Origin of the sequence: Yersinia sp. KBS0713 (assembly GCF_005937895.2) — a bacterium.
Taxonomy (GTDB): domain Bacteria; phylum Pseudomonadota; class Gammaproteobacteria; order Enterobacterales; family Enterobacteriaceae; genus Yersinia; species Yersinia bercovieri.
Map to the genome: position 1 here is coordinate 166,033 of NZ_CP042173.1, position 17,040 is coordinate 183,072.

Consider the following 17,040-nt stretch of genomic DNA (forward strand, 5'->3'; position numbering starts at 1 on the left):
GATGATGCCCTTGCCGCTTCTCCTTGGCAGGATAAGGGTAAAATTACCCAACCCACAGGATAGAGACCTCCCTATGTCACAGCCTATGCTTAAAAAGGATGATTTCCTGGCTGCACTGACCCGCCAGTGGCAGCGCTTTGGCTTAACCTCCGCTCAGCAAATGACCCAACACCAATGGTGGGAAGCGGTCAGTGCGGCGTTAGCCGAACAGTTATCTGCCCAACCTGCGCCAGTGAAAGCCAAAAAAGTACAGCGCCATGTTAACTACATTTCGATGGAGTTTTTAATTGGTCGTTTGACGGCAAATAACCTGATTAACTTGGGTTGGTACGACCAGGTGGAAGCCGTGTTGGCTGAACAGCAGATTAACTTGAGTGATCTGCTGGAGCAGGAAACCGACCCGGCACTGGGCAATGGTGGACTGGGGCGTTTAGCGGCCTGTTTCCTTGATTCGATGGCGACGGTTGAACAACCTGCCACCGGCTATGGCCTGAATTATCAATATGGCCTGTTCCGTCAGTCTTTCAGTGAATGTAAGCAGCAGGAAGCGCCAGATAATTGGCAGCGCGAGAGCTATCCGTGGTTCCGCCACAATGCCGCACTGGCGGTGGATGTTGGTTTTGGCGGCAAGCTGGAAAAACAGGCGGATGGCCGTCAGTTATGGCGTCCGGCGTTGACTTTGCGCGGCGAGGCCTGGGATTTACCGGTGTTGGGCTATCGCAATGGTGTCACCCAGCCACTGCGCTTATGGCAGGCGACTCATCAGCATCCATTTGATTTAACTAATTTTAACGACGGCAAGTTTTTGCTGGCAGAACAAAATGGCGTTGAAGCTGAAAAGCTGACCAAGGTGCTGTATCCCAATGATAACCACCTGGCCGGCAAGCGCTTGCGACTGATGCAACAATACTTCCAGTGCGCCTGTTCGGTGGCCGATATCCTGCGTAAGCACCATCTGGCGGGCCGTAAATTGGCTGAACTGCCGGATTATGAAGTCATTCAGCTCAATGATACTCACCCGACGATCGCTATTCCTGAAATGCTGCGCGTACTGCTCGATGAGCATCAGCTAAGCTGGGATGCTGCCTGGGCGATTACCAGCAAAACCTTTGCCTACACCAACCACACCTTGATGCCAGAAGCCCTTGAGTGCTGGGATGAAAAGTTGGTTCGCAGCTTGTTGCCGCGCCATTTTGTCATCATCAAGCAGATCAATGCGCAGTTTAAAAAGCTGGTTGATAAGCAGTGGCCGGGCAATGATGAGATTTGGGCCAAACTGGCGGTGCATCATAATAAGCAGGTGCGCATGGCCAATCTGTGTGTCGTCAGTGGCTTCGCTGTCAATGGTGTCGCGCAATTGCACTCAGATCTGGTTATCAAAGATTTGTTCCCTGAATACTATGAATTATGGCCAAATAAATTCCACAATGTGACTAATGGTATTACGCCGCGCCGTTGGTTGAAGCAGTGTAATCCGGCGCTGTCTGGCCTGATTGATGAAACGCTGAAAGTGGAGTGGGCAAATAATCTGGATGCATTAGCCGGTCTTGAGTCTTATGCCGACGATAAAGCTTTTTGTGAACGCTATCAGCAGATCAAATATGACAACAAAGTTAAACTAGCTGAATATGTTAAGCGCGTGATGGGGCTGACCATCAACCCAGACGCCATCTTTGATGTACAGATTAAGCGGCTGCATGAATATAAGCGCCAGCATTTGAATCTGTTGCATATTCTCTCTCTGTATCGCCAGATTCGCGATAACCCGAATTTGGATATTGCGCCGCGCGTGTTTCTGTTTGGGGCCAAAGCTGCGCCCGGTTACTATTTGGCCAAAAATATCATTTATGCGATAAATCAGGCCGCCGATAAGATCAATAACGATCCGATCGTCAAAGATCGCCTAAAAGTGGTGTTTATCCCCGATTATCGTGTATCAGTCGCGGAATTGATGATTCCAGCGGCGGATGTATCTGAGCAGATTTCAACTGCGGGTAAGGAAGCCTCCGGCACCGGCAACATGAAATTGGCGCTGAATGGTGCCTTGACGGTAGGCACGCTCGATGGTGCTAACGTCGAAATTGCCGAACAGGTGGGCGACGAAAATATCTTTATTTTCGGTAACACCGTGGAGCAGGTAAAAGCCATTTTGGCGAAAGGCTATCAGCCTCAAAAATACCTGAAAACCGATGCGCACCTGAAAAGTATTCTGGATGAACTGGCCAGTGGGGCATTCAGCCAGGGTGATAAACACGCCTTTGACATGATGCTACACAGCCTGCTGGAAGGGGGTGACCCTTATCTGGTGCTGGCTGACTTTGCCTCATATTGTCAGGCACAGCAGCAAATTGATGCCCTGTACCGCGATAAGGATGAATGGACCCGCCGTACCATTCTTAACACTTCGCGGGTGGGGATGTTCAGTTCTGACCGTTCAATTCGCGATTACCAATCGCGGATCTGGCAAGCCAAACGTTAAGGAGAAGACTGCATGGATCGTAAATCGCTCGATCAAGCAGCGACACTGGCAGGGATCGCCGCCAGCTATATTAATGCTCATGGTAAGCCGCAAGCCACTTTGCCGGAAACCAAGCAGCAGTTGTTGGCGGCCATGGGGCGTATGAATGTATCCCATGTTACCCAGACAGAAAAAGCACCATTACCGGTGGTAAAAGTATTTATTTTTGGTAGCCCGATGCAGCTGCCAATGGCGGGGTCAGGCGATTATCATTGGCAGTTGCAGACAGAGAAAGGTGATTTATATCAAGGGCGTATCAGTGCGAATAAAACACTGACCCTGCCCACGGCCCTACCACAGGGTTATCACCGGTTGATGCTGGAGCAAGGTTTACAGCAGTGGCAGTGCTCGGTTATCGTCGCGCCGAAGCGCTGCTATGAACCGGATGCATTACTGGCCGGGAAAAAACTGTGGGGAGCTTGTGTGCAGCTCTATACCCTGCGCTCTGAGCGCAATTGGGGTATCGGCGACTTTGGCGATTTAGCCCAGATGTTAGGGCAGGTTGGGGAGCGGGGCGGCGCTTTTATTGGCTTAAATCCGATTCATGCGCTCTATCCGGCGAATCCACAAAGTGTCAGCCCTTACAGCCCCTCATCCAGACGCTGGCTGAATGTGATTTATATCGACGTCAACAGCGTGGATGAATTTAAGCACAGCGAAGCGGCACAAATTTGGTGGCGTCAGCCCGAGACGCAACGCACTTTGGCTGAGATTCGCGCCAGTGAATGGGTTGATTATCCGCAGGCGATGCAGCTTAAACTGACCGCTTTGCGTTTGGCGTTTCCACTGTTTACCGCGCGGAAAGCAAAAGATACGCGGGTGCAGGCATTCCATCAGTTTGTTGAGCAGGGTGGTGCTAGCCTGCATCAACAGGCTACCTTTGATGCCCTTCATGCCCATTTGAGTGAAAATGACCCCATGATGTGGGGCTGGCCGGTGTGGCCTGCCGAATATCGTGATGGGCATAGCCCCGCCGTGGCTGATTTTTGCCGTAAGCACGCGGATGACGTGAACTTCTATCTGTGGCTACAGTGGTTAGCCGCCAGCCAGTTTGATGACTGCTTCCGTGACAGCCAGGCGCGTAAAATGCCGCTGGGTCTGTACCGTGATTTAGCGGTGGGTGTGGCTGAAGGTGGGGCTGAAACTTGGTGTGATCGCGAGTTATATTGCCTGAAAGCCTCGGTAGGCGCGCCGCCTGATATTTTAGGGCCGCTCGGTCAGAACTGGGGCTTGCCGCCGATGGACCCGCACGTGATGGTGGCTCGCGCCTATCAGCCGTTTATTGACCTGCTGCGCGCCAATATGACCAGTTGTGGCGCGCTGCGTATTGACCATGTGATGGCGCTATTGCGTTTGTGGTGGATCCCTTATGGTCACACGGCGGATCAAGGGGCATACGTTAAATACCCGGTCGATGATCTGCTGGCGATATTGGCGCTGGAGAGTCAGCGTCATCACTGTATGGTGATTGGCGAGGATTTGGGCACGGTGCCGGTTGAGATTATCGGTAAGTTGCGTGATAGCGGCGTGTACTCCTATAAGGTGCTCTATTTTGAGCATGACAGCGAGAATACTTTCCGTGCACCGCAGTCTTATCCGGTTCAGGCGATGGCGACCATTACCACTCATGACCTGCCGACACTGCGAGGCTATTGGCAAGCAGATGATCTGACACTGGGCAATAAGCTGGGGTTATATCCGGACCAACAGATATTGAAGCAGCTCTATCTCGATAGGGAGCGCGCCAAGCAAGGGTTGTTGGAAGGGCTGCATCATTATGATTGCGTGCCTAAGAAGGTGGGTCATAAAGCTTCGTTACTGGCGATGAGCCCGGTACTCAATCGTGGGTTGCAGCGCTATGTTGCTGATAGTGCCAGCGCGTTATTGGGCTTGCAGCCAGAAGATTGGCTGGATATGGCGACACCGGTCAACATTCCCGGCACTAGCGATGAGTATCCAAACTGGCGGCGCAAGTTGACGGTTACGCTGGAAGAGATGTTTGCTGACAGCCAGGTGAATCGCCTATTGAAGGATTTGGATAAGCGCCGTAAGAGTGTTTCTGCGGGGTGATTTTTTAGGTCGCAAAAAGGATGATTAGGTGATGGGTTCGGTTGACATGAGATTATCGTCCACCGAACCCTTGATGCCTCAACCGATTAAGGGTGTATGGGCGCACACCCTTAACAATCCCGCGCCTTGCGCGAAATATTGTGGCTGCGCCATTCCCTCCAGCCGCCGCTAGCCTTGTCGGGCCATCGTCTTTGTCGGCAATATTTCTGATTGCGCTCAACGTCAGAAGATAAACTCGTCACATGCTTCAAGTGCATGCATTCGAGCGAAGCTAACACCGCTGTAGCGGCAAGGGCGCAGGATAAGGTCTGTTAACCGTCTAATATTAGCCAAAGTCATTGGTGTTACAGCAAGGCAGCAAGCGAACAAATCCCGATGAGCTGACTTGAGTCAGTGATTCGGGTGAGAGAGCGAAGCTAACACCGCTGTAGCGCCAAGGACGCAGGATAATTAGTAGTAAGAGTGCTCGCCGCGCTGATGCTCGGTCAAATCCCTCACGCCCTTCAATTCTGGGAATTTCTGCAACAGTTCTTTCTCGATACCCTCTTTCAGGGTGACATCGACCATAGAACACCCGTTACAGCCGCCGCCAAATTGCAGGATAGCCAATGCATCTGGCGTGATTTCCATCAAGGTGACTCGACCACCATGACCGGCCAGTTGCGGGTTAATCTGCGATTGTAGGACATACTCGACCCGTTCCATCAGCGGCGCAGTGTCATCCACTTTGCGCATTTTGGCATTTGGGGCTTTCAGTGTGAGCTGTGAACCTAGCTGGTCGGTGACGAAGTCGATTTCCGCGTCTTCCAGATAGGGTTTGCTCAGTTCATCAACATAGGCTGATATCTGCTCGAATTTCAGTTCAGTATCTGTTGCTTCAACCGCATCCGGTGGGCAGTAGGAGACACCGCACTCAGCGGTTGGCGTACCGGGGTTGATAACAAATACACGGATTTGGGTGCCTTCTTCTTGATTTGCCAACAGTTTGGCAAAATGAGATTGTGCTGCGTCTGTTATTGTGATCATGGCATCTGCTCAATAGTTGACTACTCTTGTCGGCTATAATACGCCCATTGTTAGGGTGACTACAAGGTTCGGCAAATACACCAAACCTGCAATGAGGCAATCCCCTCCGCCCATAATAGCTTGGCAATCTCATTCAGCGTACTGCCTGTCGTCACTACATCATCCAGCAGGGCAATATGTTGACCACGAATAGGCTCCATACAGCGAAATATTCCCCGTATATTTTCACGCCGCGCTGTGGCGTTGAGTTGCCGCTGGGGTGACGTGGCACGAATGCGCTGTAAGGTCATATTACTGTAGTGGCAGTTAAGCCAGCGGGCTAATGGCTGGGCTAACAGGTCCGTTTGGTTATAGCCACGCCGCCAATGACGCCAGCGGTGTAGCGGTACACTGATCACTCTTTCTGGTTTGATAACCTTGCCCTGACGCCACGCATCGAGCCAGTGTAGTAGTAGTAGGCGCGCTAATGCTGGGGCCAGTTGTGTGGCGCCATTAAATTTGAGTTTTTTTATCAGCCCATTCAACGGCGGGGCATAATCACTGACAAAAGTGAGGCTCCCCCACTCTGGTGGTGCGCGCAGGCAGCGGCCACAGGGGAGCTCAGTGTTGGTGCAGGGCAAACCACAACGTGGGCAACAGGGTGGTAACTTGGGCAGATGGCGACGGCAGTAGCAGCAGATGCCGTGCCATGGATGGTATAATCGTTGTTGGCATAGCCAGCATTGGCTAATGATTGTTAGCATATCCATCTCCTTATCCCCTTCGTCCTTGAAGCTGCAGGGGTGTTAGCTACACTCACTCACCCGAATCACTTACTGATGTAAGCTCATCGGGATGCGTTCACTTGCTGCCTACCTGCAACATCAATGACCTTGGGGATAGTCTTCGGCCTTGAAGCTGCAGGGGTGTTAGCTACACTCACTCACCCGAATCACTTACTGATGTAAGCTCATCGGGATGCGTTCACTTGCTGCCTACCTGCAACATCAATGACCTTGGGGATAGTCTTCGGCCTTGAAGCTGCAGGGGTGTTAGCTACACTCACTCACCCGAATCACTTACTGATGTAAGCTCATCGGGATGCGTTCACTTGCTGCCTACCTGCAACATCAATGACCTTGGGGATAGTCTTCGGCCTTGAAGCTGCAGGGGTGTTAGCTACACTCACTTACCCGAATCACTTACTGATGTAAGCTCATCGGGATGCGTTCACTTGCTGCCTACCTGTAACATCAATGACCTTGGGGATAGTCTTCGGCCGGGGCATTGCTCTATTTTCGTTAAGTCATTGAATCAGGCAAGATGCCTGACAGGATTGAGGCGATAGGATATTAGCGTATGAAACAACTTTATTGGAACATCTGCGGTGAAGGCGATCGCGATCTTGTGCTGTTGCACGGATGGGGGCTGAACGCGGGAGTGTGGCATTGCATCATTGATCGACTCTCCCCGCATTTTCGACTGCACTTAGTGGACCTTCCCGGTTATGGGCGCAGCAAAGAGTTTGGGGCGATGTCATTGCCTGAGATGGCCGCTACTGTTTTACAGCAAGCGCCACAACAGGCCTTGTGGCTGGGTTGGTCAATGGGCGGGCTGGTTGCCAGCCAGATAGCGTTGAGCCATCCAGAGCGCGTTGGTGGGCTGATCACGGTCTCTTCCTCACCCTGTTTTACCGCCGATAATGAATGGCCGGGTATCAGGCCAGAAGTGTTGGCTGGCTTCGAGCAGCAACTTAGCGAGGATTTTCAGCGCACGGTTGAGCGCTTTTTGGCGTTGCAGACTTTGGGAACGGAAAGTGCGCGGCAGGATGCCCGCTTATTGAAAGCGGTGGTGCTGCAACACCAGATGCCGGAGGTGGAGGTGCTGACCGGCGGGTTGGAAATTTTGCGCACCACTGATTTGCGGGAAGCGCTGAGCGCGTGCAGTCTGCCATTTTTGCGTATTTATGGTTATCTGGATGGGCTGGTGCCGCGCAAAGTGGCGTTGTTGTTAGATAGCGCATGGCCGCGCACGCAATCTGTGGTGATGAAAGGGGCCGCACATGCGCCATTTGTCTCTCATCCTGATGATTTTTCAAATTTAATTTTGGAGTTCGCACAACAACATCAGTGCTAAAACGGCGAGTAGTATCTTGGCTCACTGTTCAAGGTCGCATCATCGGGGTTTGTCAGTTGGCTGAGATGCCCGTCTGGGCATTTTTTCCCAAGATTAATGCTGATCTTTTAACTGATAAATCGCGGTATGGCATTGATTCTGCCCCTCAGGGCAACTTTTGCAACTGCCGGTCAGACACCCGCTATTATCTTGCTCAATACGTTCAATTTTGCCCATCGCCGTCAATCTCTCCAGCATCGCCTCAACCAGCGGTAACGGCGCTGCCAATTGTTGGCTGAGCTGATGGGCGTCCGCGCTGCCACTGAGGGCGATTGCATCGCGTAGTTGCAGTAAGCTTGCCATAGCACCTCCTCTTTTAGGCCAAACGGCCGTTAATGGCGATCATCGGTTAATGGCAGTCACTGCCTGAGCTTTGGCAACAACTGGCCGGGGTGCTGCTCTGTAATCTCATGGTGACTCGACTGCGCGCCCGCCGTAAGCCAAATAGAATCAGCGCATTAACCACAATCACTAATGTAATGATAGTTAGGCTCTGCTGTGGATGTTCGCGGAAAGTGGCTGCCTGATAGAACAGGGTTGCCAGTGAGTAAGCCACATTCAGCCCCCACAGAATCGAGAAGGTCATCCAGCCACGGCTGGTTTCACGCGCAATCGCCCCCATCACCGAGACACAAGGCACATACAGCAGCACAAATATCAGGTAGCTATAGGCGGCAATACTGGAGCCAAATTTGCTGCTCATCATGCCCATTGAACCGGCCGCCATTTCGCCATCACCTTTGCTGGCTTCAATCGGGTTAGATAACACACTGAGACTAAAGGTATCTTTTAACCCCTGCCAGGTGGTTTGCGCTGCGCCACCCAGTTCAGCCAGCAGGTTGAAGTTCTCTGCGTCAAAAGGCTGATTCTTGATCTGCTCAGCGGTGTAGAGGGTATTGAGTGTCCCCACCACCACCTCTTTGGCCATCGCACCTGTCACTAGCCCGACGGTGGCTTGCCAGTTATCACTATGCACCCCCATTGGCGTGAGTAAGGGCGTTAGCACTTTACTGACCGAGGCCAGCGCCGAGTCATTGATGCTATCCACCGCTTTGCCGCTGAAGGAGAAGCTATTCAGGCCGCCAATGAAGATACTGGCGATAACAATGACTTTCCCCGCCCGCAGGACAAAACCTTTCAGCCGCTGCCAGGTTTGCAATAACAAGCTTTTCAGATGAGGGACATGGTAAACCGGCAGCTCCATGACAAAGGGGGAAGCTTCACCGCGCATAATGGTGTATTTCAGCACCAGCCCGGTGAGAATGGCGACCGCGATACCCAACAGGTAGAGAGAGAAGACAATGCTAGCCCCCTCCTGCCCGAAGAAGGCGGCAGCGAAGACGGCAAAAATCGCCAGCCGCGCCCCACAGGACATAAAGGGTGCCATCATGATGGTAATCAGGCGCTCACGTTGTGCATCCAGTGTGCGTGCGCCCATAATGGAGGGCACGTTGCAGCCGAAGCCGACAATCAGTGGCACGAAGGATTTACCCGGTAATCCCAGCGCTTGCATTAAGCGGTCCATCACAAAGGCGGCGCGGGCCATATAGCCGGAGTCTTCCAAAAAGGAGAGAAACAGATACATCATGCCAATTTGCGGTACTAACGGCAGCACGGTATTAATCCCACCCCCCACGCCTTGGGCGAGGAAGATAGTGAGCCACTGCGGGAAATGCAGAGTATAACCGACCCATTGCAGCCCCTGAATAAAGATAGCCGCCGAGCCGATATCAAATATTGGCTGCAATGCGCCACCGATATTGATGGCCAATACGAACATTAGATACATCACAAACAGAAATATCGGGACACCTAACCAGCGGTTAAGGATCACCTTATCCAGCGCTTGCGTCAGGCGATTGGGTTCCGCCTGTTGCGAGTTGCCGACCATATCGCAGATGCGGGCAATGCTTTGATAGCGGGCATCGGCAATCACCAATTCCGGGTCTTCGTGCTGCTGCTCTCGCAGATTATTACGCGCCTGCTCAACCATCGAGGGGGCAATATTCGCGCGGGCTAAACTGTAGATATCACCTTCCAATATTTGCAGCGCGAGCCAGCGGCGCTGCTGCTCGGGCCAGGATTCAGGCATGGCCTGTACCAGCTTATCCACCTCATTGAGTAGCACGGCTGGATAGTTAACCAGTGCCTTGAAGGTGGCGGGCTGAAACTCATCAATACTACTTTTTAATTCATTGATGCCATGCCCACGGGTGGATACCAGTGGAATGACTGGGCAGCCTAATTGCTGCGATAACGCATTGATATCAATCTCGATATGCTGGCTTTTGGCAATATCCAGCATATTGAGTGCCACAATGCAGGGGATACCCAACTCGACCAATTGCAGTGTGAGATAGAGATTGCGCTCCAGATTCGCCGCGTCAATCACATTAATCAGCAGGTCAGCTTCGCCGCTCAGGATGTAGTGGCAGGCAATTTGCTCATCCAGCGAGGTTTGCTCGGAGATGGTCGTCAGAGAGTAAGTCCCCGGCAGGTCAACCAAGGTCACCTGATGCTGTGGGGTGGTGAAGTGGCCCTCTTTGCGCTCGACAGTGACCCCGGCCCAGTTACCTACCCGTTGACGGGCGCCGGTTAACTGGTTGAAAAGGGTGGTTTTACCCGCATTGGGATTGCCGATCAGGCCGATTGTGAGTGCTTTCATGATCCAACGTGTATCAGTAAATTTAAATTGAGCGGCAGCAAGGCATTTTCACCCGCCACAAGGCAGAAAAATAAGCAGGTGACCTGAGCTCTAGGGTTGTAGATCCAGTGTTAGCAGGTCTAAATCTTTTTTGCGGACCACCAGACTGACCCGACGGGTCTCTATCTGGATGGGGTCACCTAAGGGCGCGAGACGAACAACATTAAATGAGGAGCCGGGTAACATACCCAGTGATAACAATTTCTGCCGGTAAGCCGGGCTGATTTCAGGTGAGAAGCCGACTATTTTGTAGGAACGCTGCGGAATAAGATGCATAGGAGCCTCTTGATATATCGTTATTGGCTTACCAGAGTTCAGAGTAATGGTGATCTAAAAACTAATTGATAGAATAATGATAGTAATAATCGTTTTCATATTCAACTAACAGCAAATAATCAAAAGTAAATATTCGTTACGATTCTATTTTTAGAATTAATTAGTCTGATTTCTATTTGTGCCTGTTTTACCATCAAACCGCCGTGATCGCAAATGCGAATGATGAGTTAAATCAGTTAACTAAATGTTCTCTCCCGCACTGGCGCTACCGCTGCGTAACATAATTAGTCCGCTCTATTTTTAACTGAATAATATGTTCATTTTAATTAACCTACAGAATGCCATGGTAATTATTGATAATTTGAGGGTAATACCGGATGGAATTAAGTGTCATGTTAAGTGGGTTGTTAAATAAGTTCGGTTAATTGGTGATTCAAGCAGGTAACATGTAGCAAGATGAATGGCCTGCTAATTAATTTAAAAGATAAGTCCACGGTGTTATAGAAGAAAATAATATGAGAATAGGCGGCTACCACCGAGTGGGCACCCGTCGGGAGTGAGAGAAAGGGCCACCGATGTGACCCTGAGGTCATTAACAAAGCCGCCTGAGCGGAGAGAACAGGCAGATCGTAAAGACGCCGTAAATCCCTCCCTGGAGGCTCGAGCCGCGCCCTCCCTGGCGCGGACGCTTTACTCTTCTGCCTATCCTCACCGTTATCGATCAAGTCATCAGAGTTTGTCAGTAGTCTGAGGGCCACCGATGTGGCCCTGAGTAGACAAATCAGCGTTTTTTAAATGCCGCCGCCAGTGCATCGCTCATCGCGCTGTTGCCGCTTGAGCTACTCTCGGCGCGCCCTTTGGCTGATGGGCGACTATTGGGTTCATTGCTACTCCGTGGGCGGCTGGCACCACGGTTATCACTATTGGTGGTGGCGCGGCTTTCACCACTATTACCACGGCGCGAACCACTCTCACCCGGCTGCTCATCAAGACGCATGGTCAGGGCAATACGTTTACGCTGCAAATCCACTTCCATCACTTTCACTTTGACGATATCACCCGCTTTCACCACTTTATGCGGATCATCGACAAACTTATCTGCCAGTGACGAGATATGCACCAAACCATCCTGATGAACACCGATATCCACAAAGGCACCAAAATTGGTCACGTTAGTGACCGAGCCTTCGAGGATCATCCCGGGAGTCAGATCATTCATCGTTTCCACGCCTTCGGCAAAGGTCGCCGTTTTAAATTCCGGGCGCGGGTCACGGCCCGGTTTTTCCAGCTCGCGCAGGATATCGGTGACCGTCGGGACACCAAAACGTTCGGTGGTGAAATCACGGGCGTTGAGATTGCGCAGTGCGGCGGCATTCCCCATTAAATCCTGCAAAGCTTGCTCGGTGGCGGCCAAAATGCGCTCAACTACTGGGTAAGCTTCCGGATGCACAGTGGATGCGTCCAGCGGGTTATCGCCGTGATTGATACGTAGGAAGCCGGCACACTGCTCGAAGGCTTTTGGCCCAAGGCGGCTGACTTTTAGTAATTGCTCACGGTTATGGAAGCGGCCATTCTCATCACGCCAGTTAACGATATTTTGCGCCATCATGCGGGTCAGGCCGGCAACGCGGGTCAGCAATGGCACCGACGCGGTATTTAAGTCCACCCCCACGGCGTTTACGCAGTCCTCCACCACCACGTCCAGCTTTTTCGCCAGTTGGCTTTGGCTGACATCGTGCTGATACTGACCGACCCCGATGGATTTCGGATCAATTTTGACCAGTTCAGCCAGTGGATCTTGTAACCGGCGGGCAATCGAAACAGCGCCACGGATGGAGACGTCCAGATCCGGGAACTCCAGCGCCGCTAATTCAGAGGCGGAGTAAACCGAGGCACCCGCTTCGCTGACAATCACTTTTTGCGCGGTGACCGCCGGATACTGCTGTTGCAGCTCAGTAAAGAAGCGCTCGGTTTCCCGCGATGCTGTGCCGTTGCCGATAGCCACCAGTTCAACCTGATGCTTCATGCACAGGGCGGCCACAGTGGCGGCGGCTTTGGCGGCCTGCCCGGTGTGAGGGTAGATGGTATCGTAGGCGACCAGCTTGCCGGTGGCGTCCACCACGGCCACTTTCACCCCAGTACGCAACCCCGGATCGAGGCCCATGGTGGCGCGCATCCCAGCCGGTGCGGCCATCAGTAGATCTTGCATGTTACGGGCAAACACGTTGATGGCTTCGTCTTCGGCCCGCTCGCGCAGGGTGCTCATCAACTCGGTTTCCAGATGCATCAGCACCTTGATGCGCCATGTCCAGTTAACCACTGCTTTGCGCCAGGTGTCGGCGGGGGCGCTATTTAACCGCAGATCCAGATGATTGATGATGATCTGCTCACCCTGACTCTCGCGTGGGGGTTCGTCAAACTGCGGATCAGGGTTCAATGCTAACTGCAACACGCCCTCATTACGGCCACGGAACATTGCCAATGCGCGGTGAGAAGGTACTTGGGAGATAGGCTCATGGTGATCAAAGTAGTCGCGGAATTTAGCGCCCTCCTGCTCCTTACCCTCTACCACTTTCGCCACCAGATGCGCGTTTTTCCACAAATATTGGCGCACTTTCGCCAGCAAAGTGGCGTCTTCAGCAAAGCGCTCCATTAGGATATAGCGCGCGCCATCCAGTGCGGCTTTGGTGTCCGCGACGCCTTTATCAGCATCGACATAAGCCAGCGCCACCTGTTCTGGCTCTTGCTGCGGGTCGCTCCATAAGCTGTCCGCCAGGGGTTCCAGACCCGCCTCAATGGCAATCTGCCCACGGGTGCGACGTTTCGGCTTATAAGGAAGATAAAGGTCTTCCAGCTCGGTTTTACTCATGGTGCCGTTGATGGCCCCGGCGAGCTGTTCGGTGAGCTTGCCCTGATCGTCAATGGATTTAAGAATGGTTTGGCGGCGATCTTCGAGTTCACGTAGATAACCCAAACGGCTTTCCAACTGGCGCAACTGGGTATCATCCAACCCGCCGGTAACTTCCTTACGATACCGCGCAATAAAGGGCACGGTATTACCTTCATCTAACAGGCTGATGGCGGAGCTAACTTGCTCCGGTCGGGCCTGTATTTCGCTTGCAATAATGCGGCTCAGTTGTTCATTCATAAGTCTAATATCGATTCTGATAGAGGAGTAGGGGAAAAATCACAGGGATAGTTATACGGATTGCGGCAAAAAATTGCCAGTGCTGCGGTGAGACCTGCGAGCCAGAGAAAGTATTGTTGTATCTCACCACTTTGTAGCAGGAGAGCTATCCCCAGCATACTATGTGAGGTGGTCAACTTAAGCTGGCCACCACAATGCCATTCACCAAGGTCGGCAATCATCAACAGAATCTCTGCTCGTGAAGCGGTATGGGTTGATAGCGGGGGCAACTCACTGGAGAGTAATGAAATCAACTTATTGGCAGAAAGTTGCGCTATATTGCGGTGGTAGGGAACCCAACCGAGATTGATTGGATAATTTTATGGCTAAAAGCAACTATATTACCCGTGAGGGCTGGCAGGCGCTGGATCGTGAGCTGCATTATCTGTGGCGAGAAGAGCGTCCGGTGGTCACGCAGGCGGTATCTGAAGCGGCGGCGATGGGTGACCGCTCGGAAAATGCCGAATATATTTATGGTAAGAAGCGGCTGCGGGAGATTGATCGCCGGGTGCGCTTTCTTACCAAGCGCCTGGAGGTGCTGAAAGTGGTCGATCCGGACCCGCGTCAGGAGGGCAAAGTCTTTTTTGGCGCTTGGGTACGGGTAGAGAATGAAGCCGAAGAGCAGCGTATCTTCCGTTTGGTCGGGCCGGATGAGTTCGATCCCGCGAAAAAATGGATTTCTATCGACTCACCAGTGGCCCGCGCTCTGATTGGCAAACAGGTGGATGATGAGGTGACGGTTCAGACACCCAATGGTGAGGCGACCTACTGGATTTTAGAGATTCGCTATCGCCCATTCGACGAAAGTGTTGATAATTAGGCACAACAATAAGCTTTGTAACAATTTCGACTAGAATTTATACCATAAATAGCTGTCTCTTAGAGTAAGTATTTCTAACAATGTGCAGATTCGGGCAATACGGCCTTTGGGAGTAATAAAATGCAAGAGAATCACAAGATTCTGGTCGTTGATGACGATATGCGCCTGCGTGCGCTGTTGGAACGTTACCTAACAGAGCAAGGTTTCCAGGTGCGCAGTGTCGCCAATGCTGAACAGATGGATCGCTTGCTGACCCGTGAGTCTTTCCACCTAATGGTACTTGATCTAATGCTGCCAGGCGAAGATGGCCTCTCTATCTGTCGCCGTCTGCGGAGCCAAAGCAACCCGATGCCAATCATTATGGTGACGGCGAAAGGTGAAGAGGTTGACCGTATCGTTGGGCTGGAGATTGGTGCGGACGACTATATTCCGAAGCCGTTCAACCCACGCGAGCTGCTGGCACGTATCCGCGCAGTATTACGACGTCAGGCTAATGAATTACCGGGAGCACCATCGCAAGAAGAAGCCATTATTGCATTTGGTAAGTTCAAACTGAATTTGGGCACCCGCGAGATGTTTCGTGAAGATGAGCCTATGCCACTGACCAGCGGTGAATTCGCGGTGCTGAAAGCTTTGGTGAGTCATCCTCGCGAACCGTTATCCCGCGATAAACTGATGAATTTGGCCCGTGGCCGTGAATACAGCGCGATGGAACGTTCCATCGACGTGCAGATTTCGCGCTTGCGCCGCATGGTGGAAGAGGATCCGGCGCACCCGCGTTATATCCAAACTGTATGGGGCTTGGGTTACGTATTCGTGCCGGACGGCAGTAAAGCATGAGGCGTTGGCGCTTTTCTCCCCGTAGCTCATTTGCCCGCACCCTATTACTGATTGTGACCTTGCTGTTTGTCAGCTTGGTCACTACCTATTTGGTGGTGCTGAATTTCGCTATTTTGCCCAGTTTGCAGCAGTTCAATAAAGTGTTGGCCTACGAAGTTCGTATGCTGATGACTGATCGGCTGCAACTGGAAGATGGCACGCTACTTGAAGTCCCGCCGGCGTTTCGGCGTGAGATTTACCGTGAATTGGGGATTTCGCTTTATACCAATGCCGCGGCAGAGGAGAGTGGCCTACGTTGGGCGCAGCACTACAAATTTCTCAGTGATCAAATGGCCCAGCAATTGGGGGGGCCAACCGATGTTCGCGTCGAAGTTAACAAAAACTCGCCAGTTGTCTGGCTGAAAACCTGGTTGTCGCCAGATATCTGGGTGAGAGTGCCCTTAACCGAGATCCATCAGGGCGACTTCTCGCCACTGTTCCGTTATACCCTCGCCATTATGTTGCTAGCTGTTGGCGGCGCCTGGTTGTTTATCCGTATTCAGAATCGGCCCTTGGTGGAGCTGGAACATGCTGCTTTGCAGGTCGGGAAGGGGATTATTCCGCCGCCACTGCGAGAGTATGGTGCCTCGGAGGTGCGCTCGGTCACCCGGGCATTTAACCAGATGGCCGCTGGCGTCAAGTTGTTGGCAGATGATCGAACCTTGCTAATGGCTGGGGTTAGCCATGATCTGCGTACCCCATTGACCCGCATTCGTTTGGCGACGGAAATGATGAGTGAAGCCGACGGCTACCTCTCTGAGTCGATCAATAAAGACATTGAAGAGTGCAACGCTATTATTGAGCAATTCATCGATTATCTGCGCACCGGACAGGAGATGCCGACAGAACCGAGCGATCTTAATTCAGTTTTGGGTGAAGTGATTGCGGCAGAAAGTGGTTATGAGCGGGTTATTGAAACGGATCTCTGCGCAGGCGAAGTGCTGGTGGATATCCATCCGTTATCCATCAAACGCGCCTTGGCAAATATGGTGGTGAATGCGGCTCGCTACGGCAATGGCTGGATCAAAGTGAGCAGTGGCACCGAGCTTCAGCGGGCGTGGTTCCAGGTAGAAGATGATGGCCCTGGCATCAAGCCAGAAGAGTTAAAGCATCTGTTCCAGCCTTTTGTCCGTGGCGATAGCGCCCGTAGCACTAGCGGGACTGGGCTGGGGCTGGCGATTGTGCAGCGGATTATTGATGCCCACGCCGGCTCGTTGGATATCGGCACCAGTGAGCGGGGCGGGTTACGGATTCGGGCGTATATTCCTCAATTAAATTATTTAACACTATCTAATAAGTCGTAGATTCGTATTTAAATCATCTTTAAGAATAATAGAATACGCCGTTAATTACGGGGTATTCTATTATTTAATTAGATTACTACCCTTATAGTTTACTTTCTATTT

General features: G+C 52.0%; 12 protein-coding genes. 6 read left to right on the forward strand and 6 right to left on the reverse strand.

Annotated features, from left to right (window positions below; all coding sequences use genetic code 11):
• Positions 1-73: 73 nt before the first annotated feature.
• Together malP and malQ are read left to right on the forward strand one after the other, a co-directional pair.
• Positions 74-2,479 carry a maltodextrin phosphorylase gene (gene malP / locus FFE93_RS00685; RefSeq protein ID WP_032899050.1) on the forward strand — a complete coding sequence of 802 codons (2,406 nt, stop codon included), beginning with the start codon at positions 74-76 and terminating at the stop codon, positions 2,477-2,479.
• 12 nt (positions 2,480-2,491) lie between these two features.
• Positions 2,492-4,588, forward strand: a complete 2,097-nt coding sequence (gene malQ / locus FFE93_RS00690; RefSeq protein ID WP_005279421.1) for a 4-alpha-glucanotransferase — start codon at positions 2,492-2,494, stop codon at positions 4,586-4,588.
• A gap of 450 nt (positions 4,589-5,038) precedes the next feature.
• On the opposite strand, the gene nfuA is transcribed toward malQ, so the two are convergent.
• Together nfuA and gntX are read right to left on the reverse strand one after the other, a co-directional pair.
• Positions 5,039-5,614: a Fe-S biogenesis protein NfuA gene (nfuA, locus tag FFE93_RS00695; RefSeq protein ID WP_004875174.1), complete on the reverse strand. Its 576-nt coding sequence runs from the start codon at positions 5,612-5,614 to the stop codon at positions 5,039-5,041.
• Positions 5,615-5,673: 59 nt separating this feature from the next.
• On the reverse strand, positions 5,674-6,357 hold the full coding sequence (gene gntX / locus FFE93_RS00700) for a DNA utilization protein GntX (RefSeq protein WP_049601219.1): 684 nt from the start codon (positions 6,355-6,357) through the stop codon (positions 5,674-5,676).
• A gap of 595 nt (positions 6,358-6,952) precedes the next feature.
• Here gntX and bioH point away from each other — a divergent pair.
• On the forward strand, positions 6,953-7,729 hold the full coding sequence (gene bioH / locus FFE93_RS00705; RefSeq protein ID WP_032896744.1) for a pimeloyl-ACP methyl ester esterase BioH: 777 nt from the start codon (positions 6,953-6,955) through the stop codon (positions 7,727-7,729).
• A 93-nt stretch (positions 7,730-7,822) separates the two neighbouring features.
• Here bioH and FFE93_RS00710 read toward each other — a convergent pair whose 3' ends face one another.
• The 4 genes from FFE93_RS00710 to FFE93_RS00725 form a co-directional block, all read right to left on the reverse strand.
• The gene (locus FFE93_RS00710; protein WP_138774691.1) at positions 7,823-8,071 is read right to left on the reverse strand and encodes a FeoC-like transcriptional regulator; all 249 of its coding nucleotides are present in this window, start codon (positions 8,069-8,071) and stop codon (positions 7,823-7,825) included.
• A gap of 46 nt (positions 8,072-8,117) precedes the next feature.
• Entirely contained in the window at positions 8,118-10,433 is a 2,316-nt protein-coding gene (gene feoB, locus FFE93_RS00715; RefSeq protein ID WP_138774692.1) for a Fe(2+) transporter permease subunit FeoB, read from the reverse strand.
• Between the two features lie 90 nt (positions 10,434-10,523).
• Positions 10,524-10,748 (reverse strand): ferrous iron transporter A, encoded by a 225-nt coding sequence (feoA, locus tag FFE93_RS00720; protein ID WP_004702177.1) that lies wholly within the window; start codon positions 10,746-10,748, stop codon positions 10,524-10,526.
• A gap of 781 nt (positions 10,749-11,529) precedes the next feature.
• Positions 11,530-13,896: a Tex family protein gene (locus tag FFE93_RS00725; RefSeq protein WP_054872852.1), complete on the reverse strand. Its 2,367-nt coding sequence runs from the start codon at positions 13,894-13,896 to the stop codon at positions 11,530-11,532.
• A 361-nt stretch (positions 13,897-14,257) separates the two neighbouring features.
• Between FFE93_RS00725 and greB the strand changes: the two genes are divergently transcribed.
• The 3 genes from greB (at position 14,258) to envZ (ending at position 16,938) form a co-directional block, all read left to right on the forward strand.
• Positions 14,258-14,755 (forward strand): transcription elongation factor GreB, encoded by a 498-nt coding sequence (gene greB / locus FFE93_RS00735; RefSeq protein ID WP_005271660.1) that lies wholly within the window; start codon positions 14,258-14,260, stop codon positions 14,753-14,755.
• A gap of 120 nt (positions 14,756-14,875) precedes the next feature.
• Positions 14,876-15,595, forward strand: a complete 720-nt coding sequence (gene ompR / locus FFE93_RS00740; RefSeq protein ID WP_004393220.1) for a two-component system response regulator OmpR — start codon at positions 14,876-14,878, stop codon at positions 15,593-15,595.
• Positions 15,592-16,938, forward strand: a complete 1,347-nt coding sequence (envZ, locus tag FFE93_RS00745) for a two-component system sensor histidine kinase EnvZ (RefSeq protein ID WP_032896750.1) — start codon at positions 15,592-15,594, stop codon at positions 16,936-16,938. The genes ompR and envZ overlap by 4 nt, the downstream gene beginning before the upstream one ends.
• The last annotated feature ends 102 nt before the right edge of the window (positions 16,939-17,040 follow it).

What these genes read in the sequence shown, in the direction of transcription:
- malP (WP_032899050.1), top strand. Translation starts at nt 74, where the DNA reads ATGTCACAGCCTATGCTTAAAAAGGATGATTTCCTGGCTGCACTGACC.
- malQ (WP_005279421.1), top strand. Translation starts at nt 2,492, where the DNA reads ATGGATCGTAAATCGCTCGATCAAGCAGCGACACTGGCAGGGATCGCC.
- nfuA (WP_004875174.1), bottom strand. Translation starts at nt 5,614, where the DNA reads ATGATCACAATAACAGACGCAGCACAATCTCATTTTGCCAAACTGTTG.
- gntX (WP_049601219.1), bottom strand. Translation starts at nt 6,357, where the DNA reads ATGCTAACAATCATTAGCCAATGCTGGCTATGCCAACAACGATTATAC.
- bioH (WP_032896744.1), top strand. Translation starts at nt 6,953, where the DNA reads ATGAAACAACTTTATTGGAACATCTGCGGTGAAGGCGATCGCGATCTT.
- FFE93_RS00710 (WP_138774691.1), bottom strand. Translation starts at nt 8,071, where the DNA reads ATGGCAAGCTTACTGCAACTACGCGATGCAATCGCCCTCAGTGGCAGC.
- feoB (WP_138774692.1), bottom strand. Translation starts at nt 10,433, where the DNA reads ATGAAAGCACTCACAATCGGCCTGATCGGCAATCCCAATGCGGGTAAA.
- feoA (WP_004702177.1), bottom strand. Translation starts at nt 10,748, where the DNA reads ATGCATCTTATTCCGCAGCGTTCCTACAAAATAGTCGGCTTCTCACCT.
- FFE93_RS00725 (WP_054872852.1), bottom strand. Translation starts at nt 13,896, where the DNA reads ATGAATGAACAACTGAGCCGCATTATTGCAAGCGAAATACAGGCCCGA.
- greB (WP_005271660.1), top strand. Translation starts at nt 14,258, where the DNA reads ATGGCTAAAAGCAACTATATTACCCGTGAGGGCTGGCAGGCGCTGGAT.
- ompR (WP_004393220.1), top strand. Translation starts at nt 14,876, where the DNA reads ATGCAAGAGAATCACAAGATTCTGGTCGTTGATGACGATATGCGCCTG.
- envZ (WP_032896750.1), top strand. Translation starts at nt 15,592, where the DNA reads ATGAGGCGTTGGCGCTTTTCTCCCCGTAGCTCATTTGCCCGCACCCTA.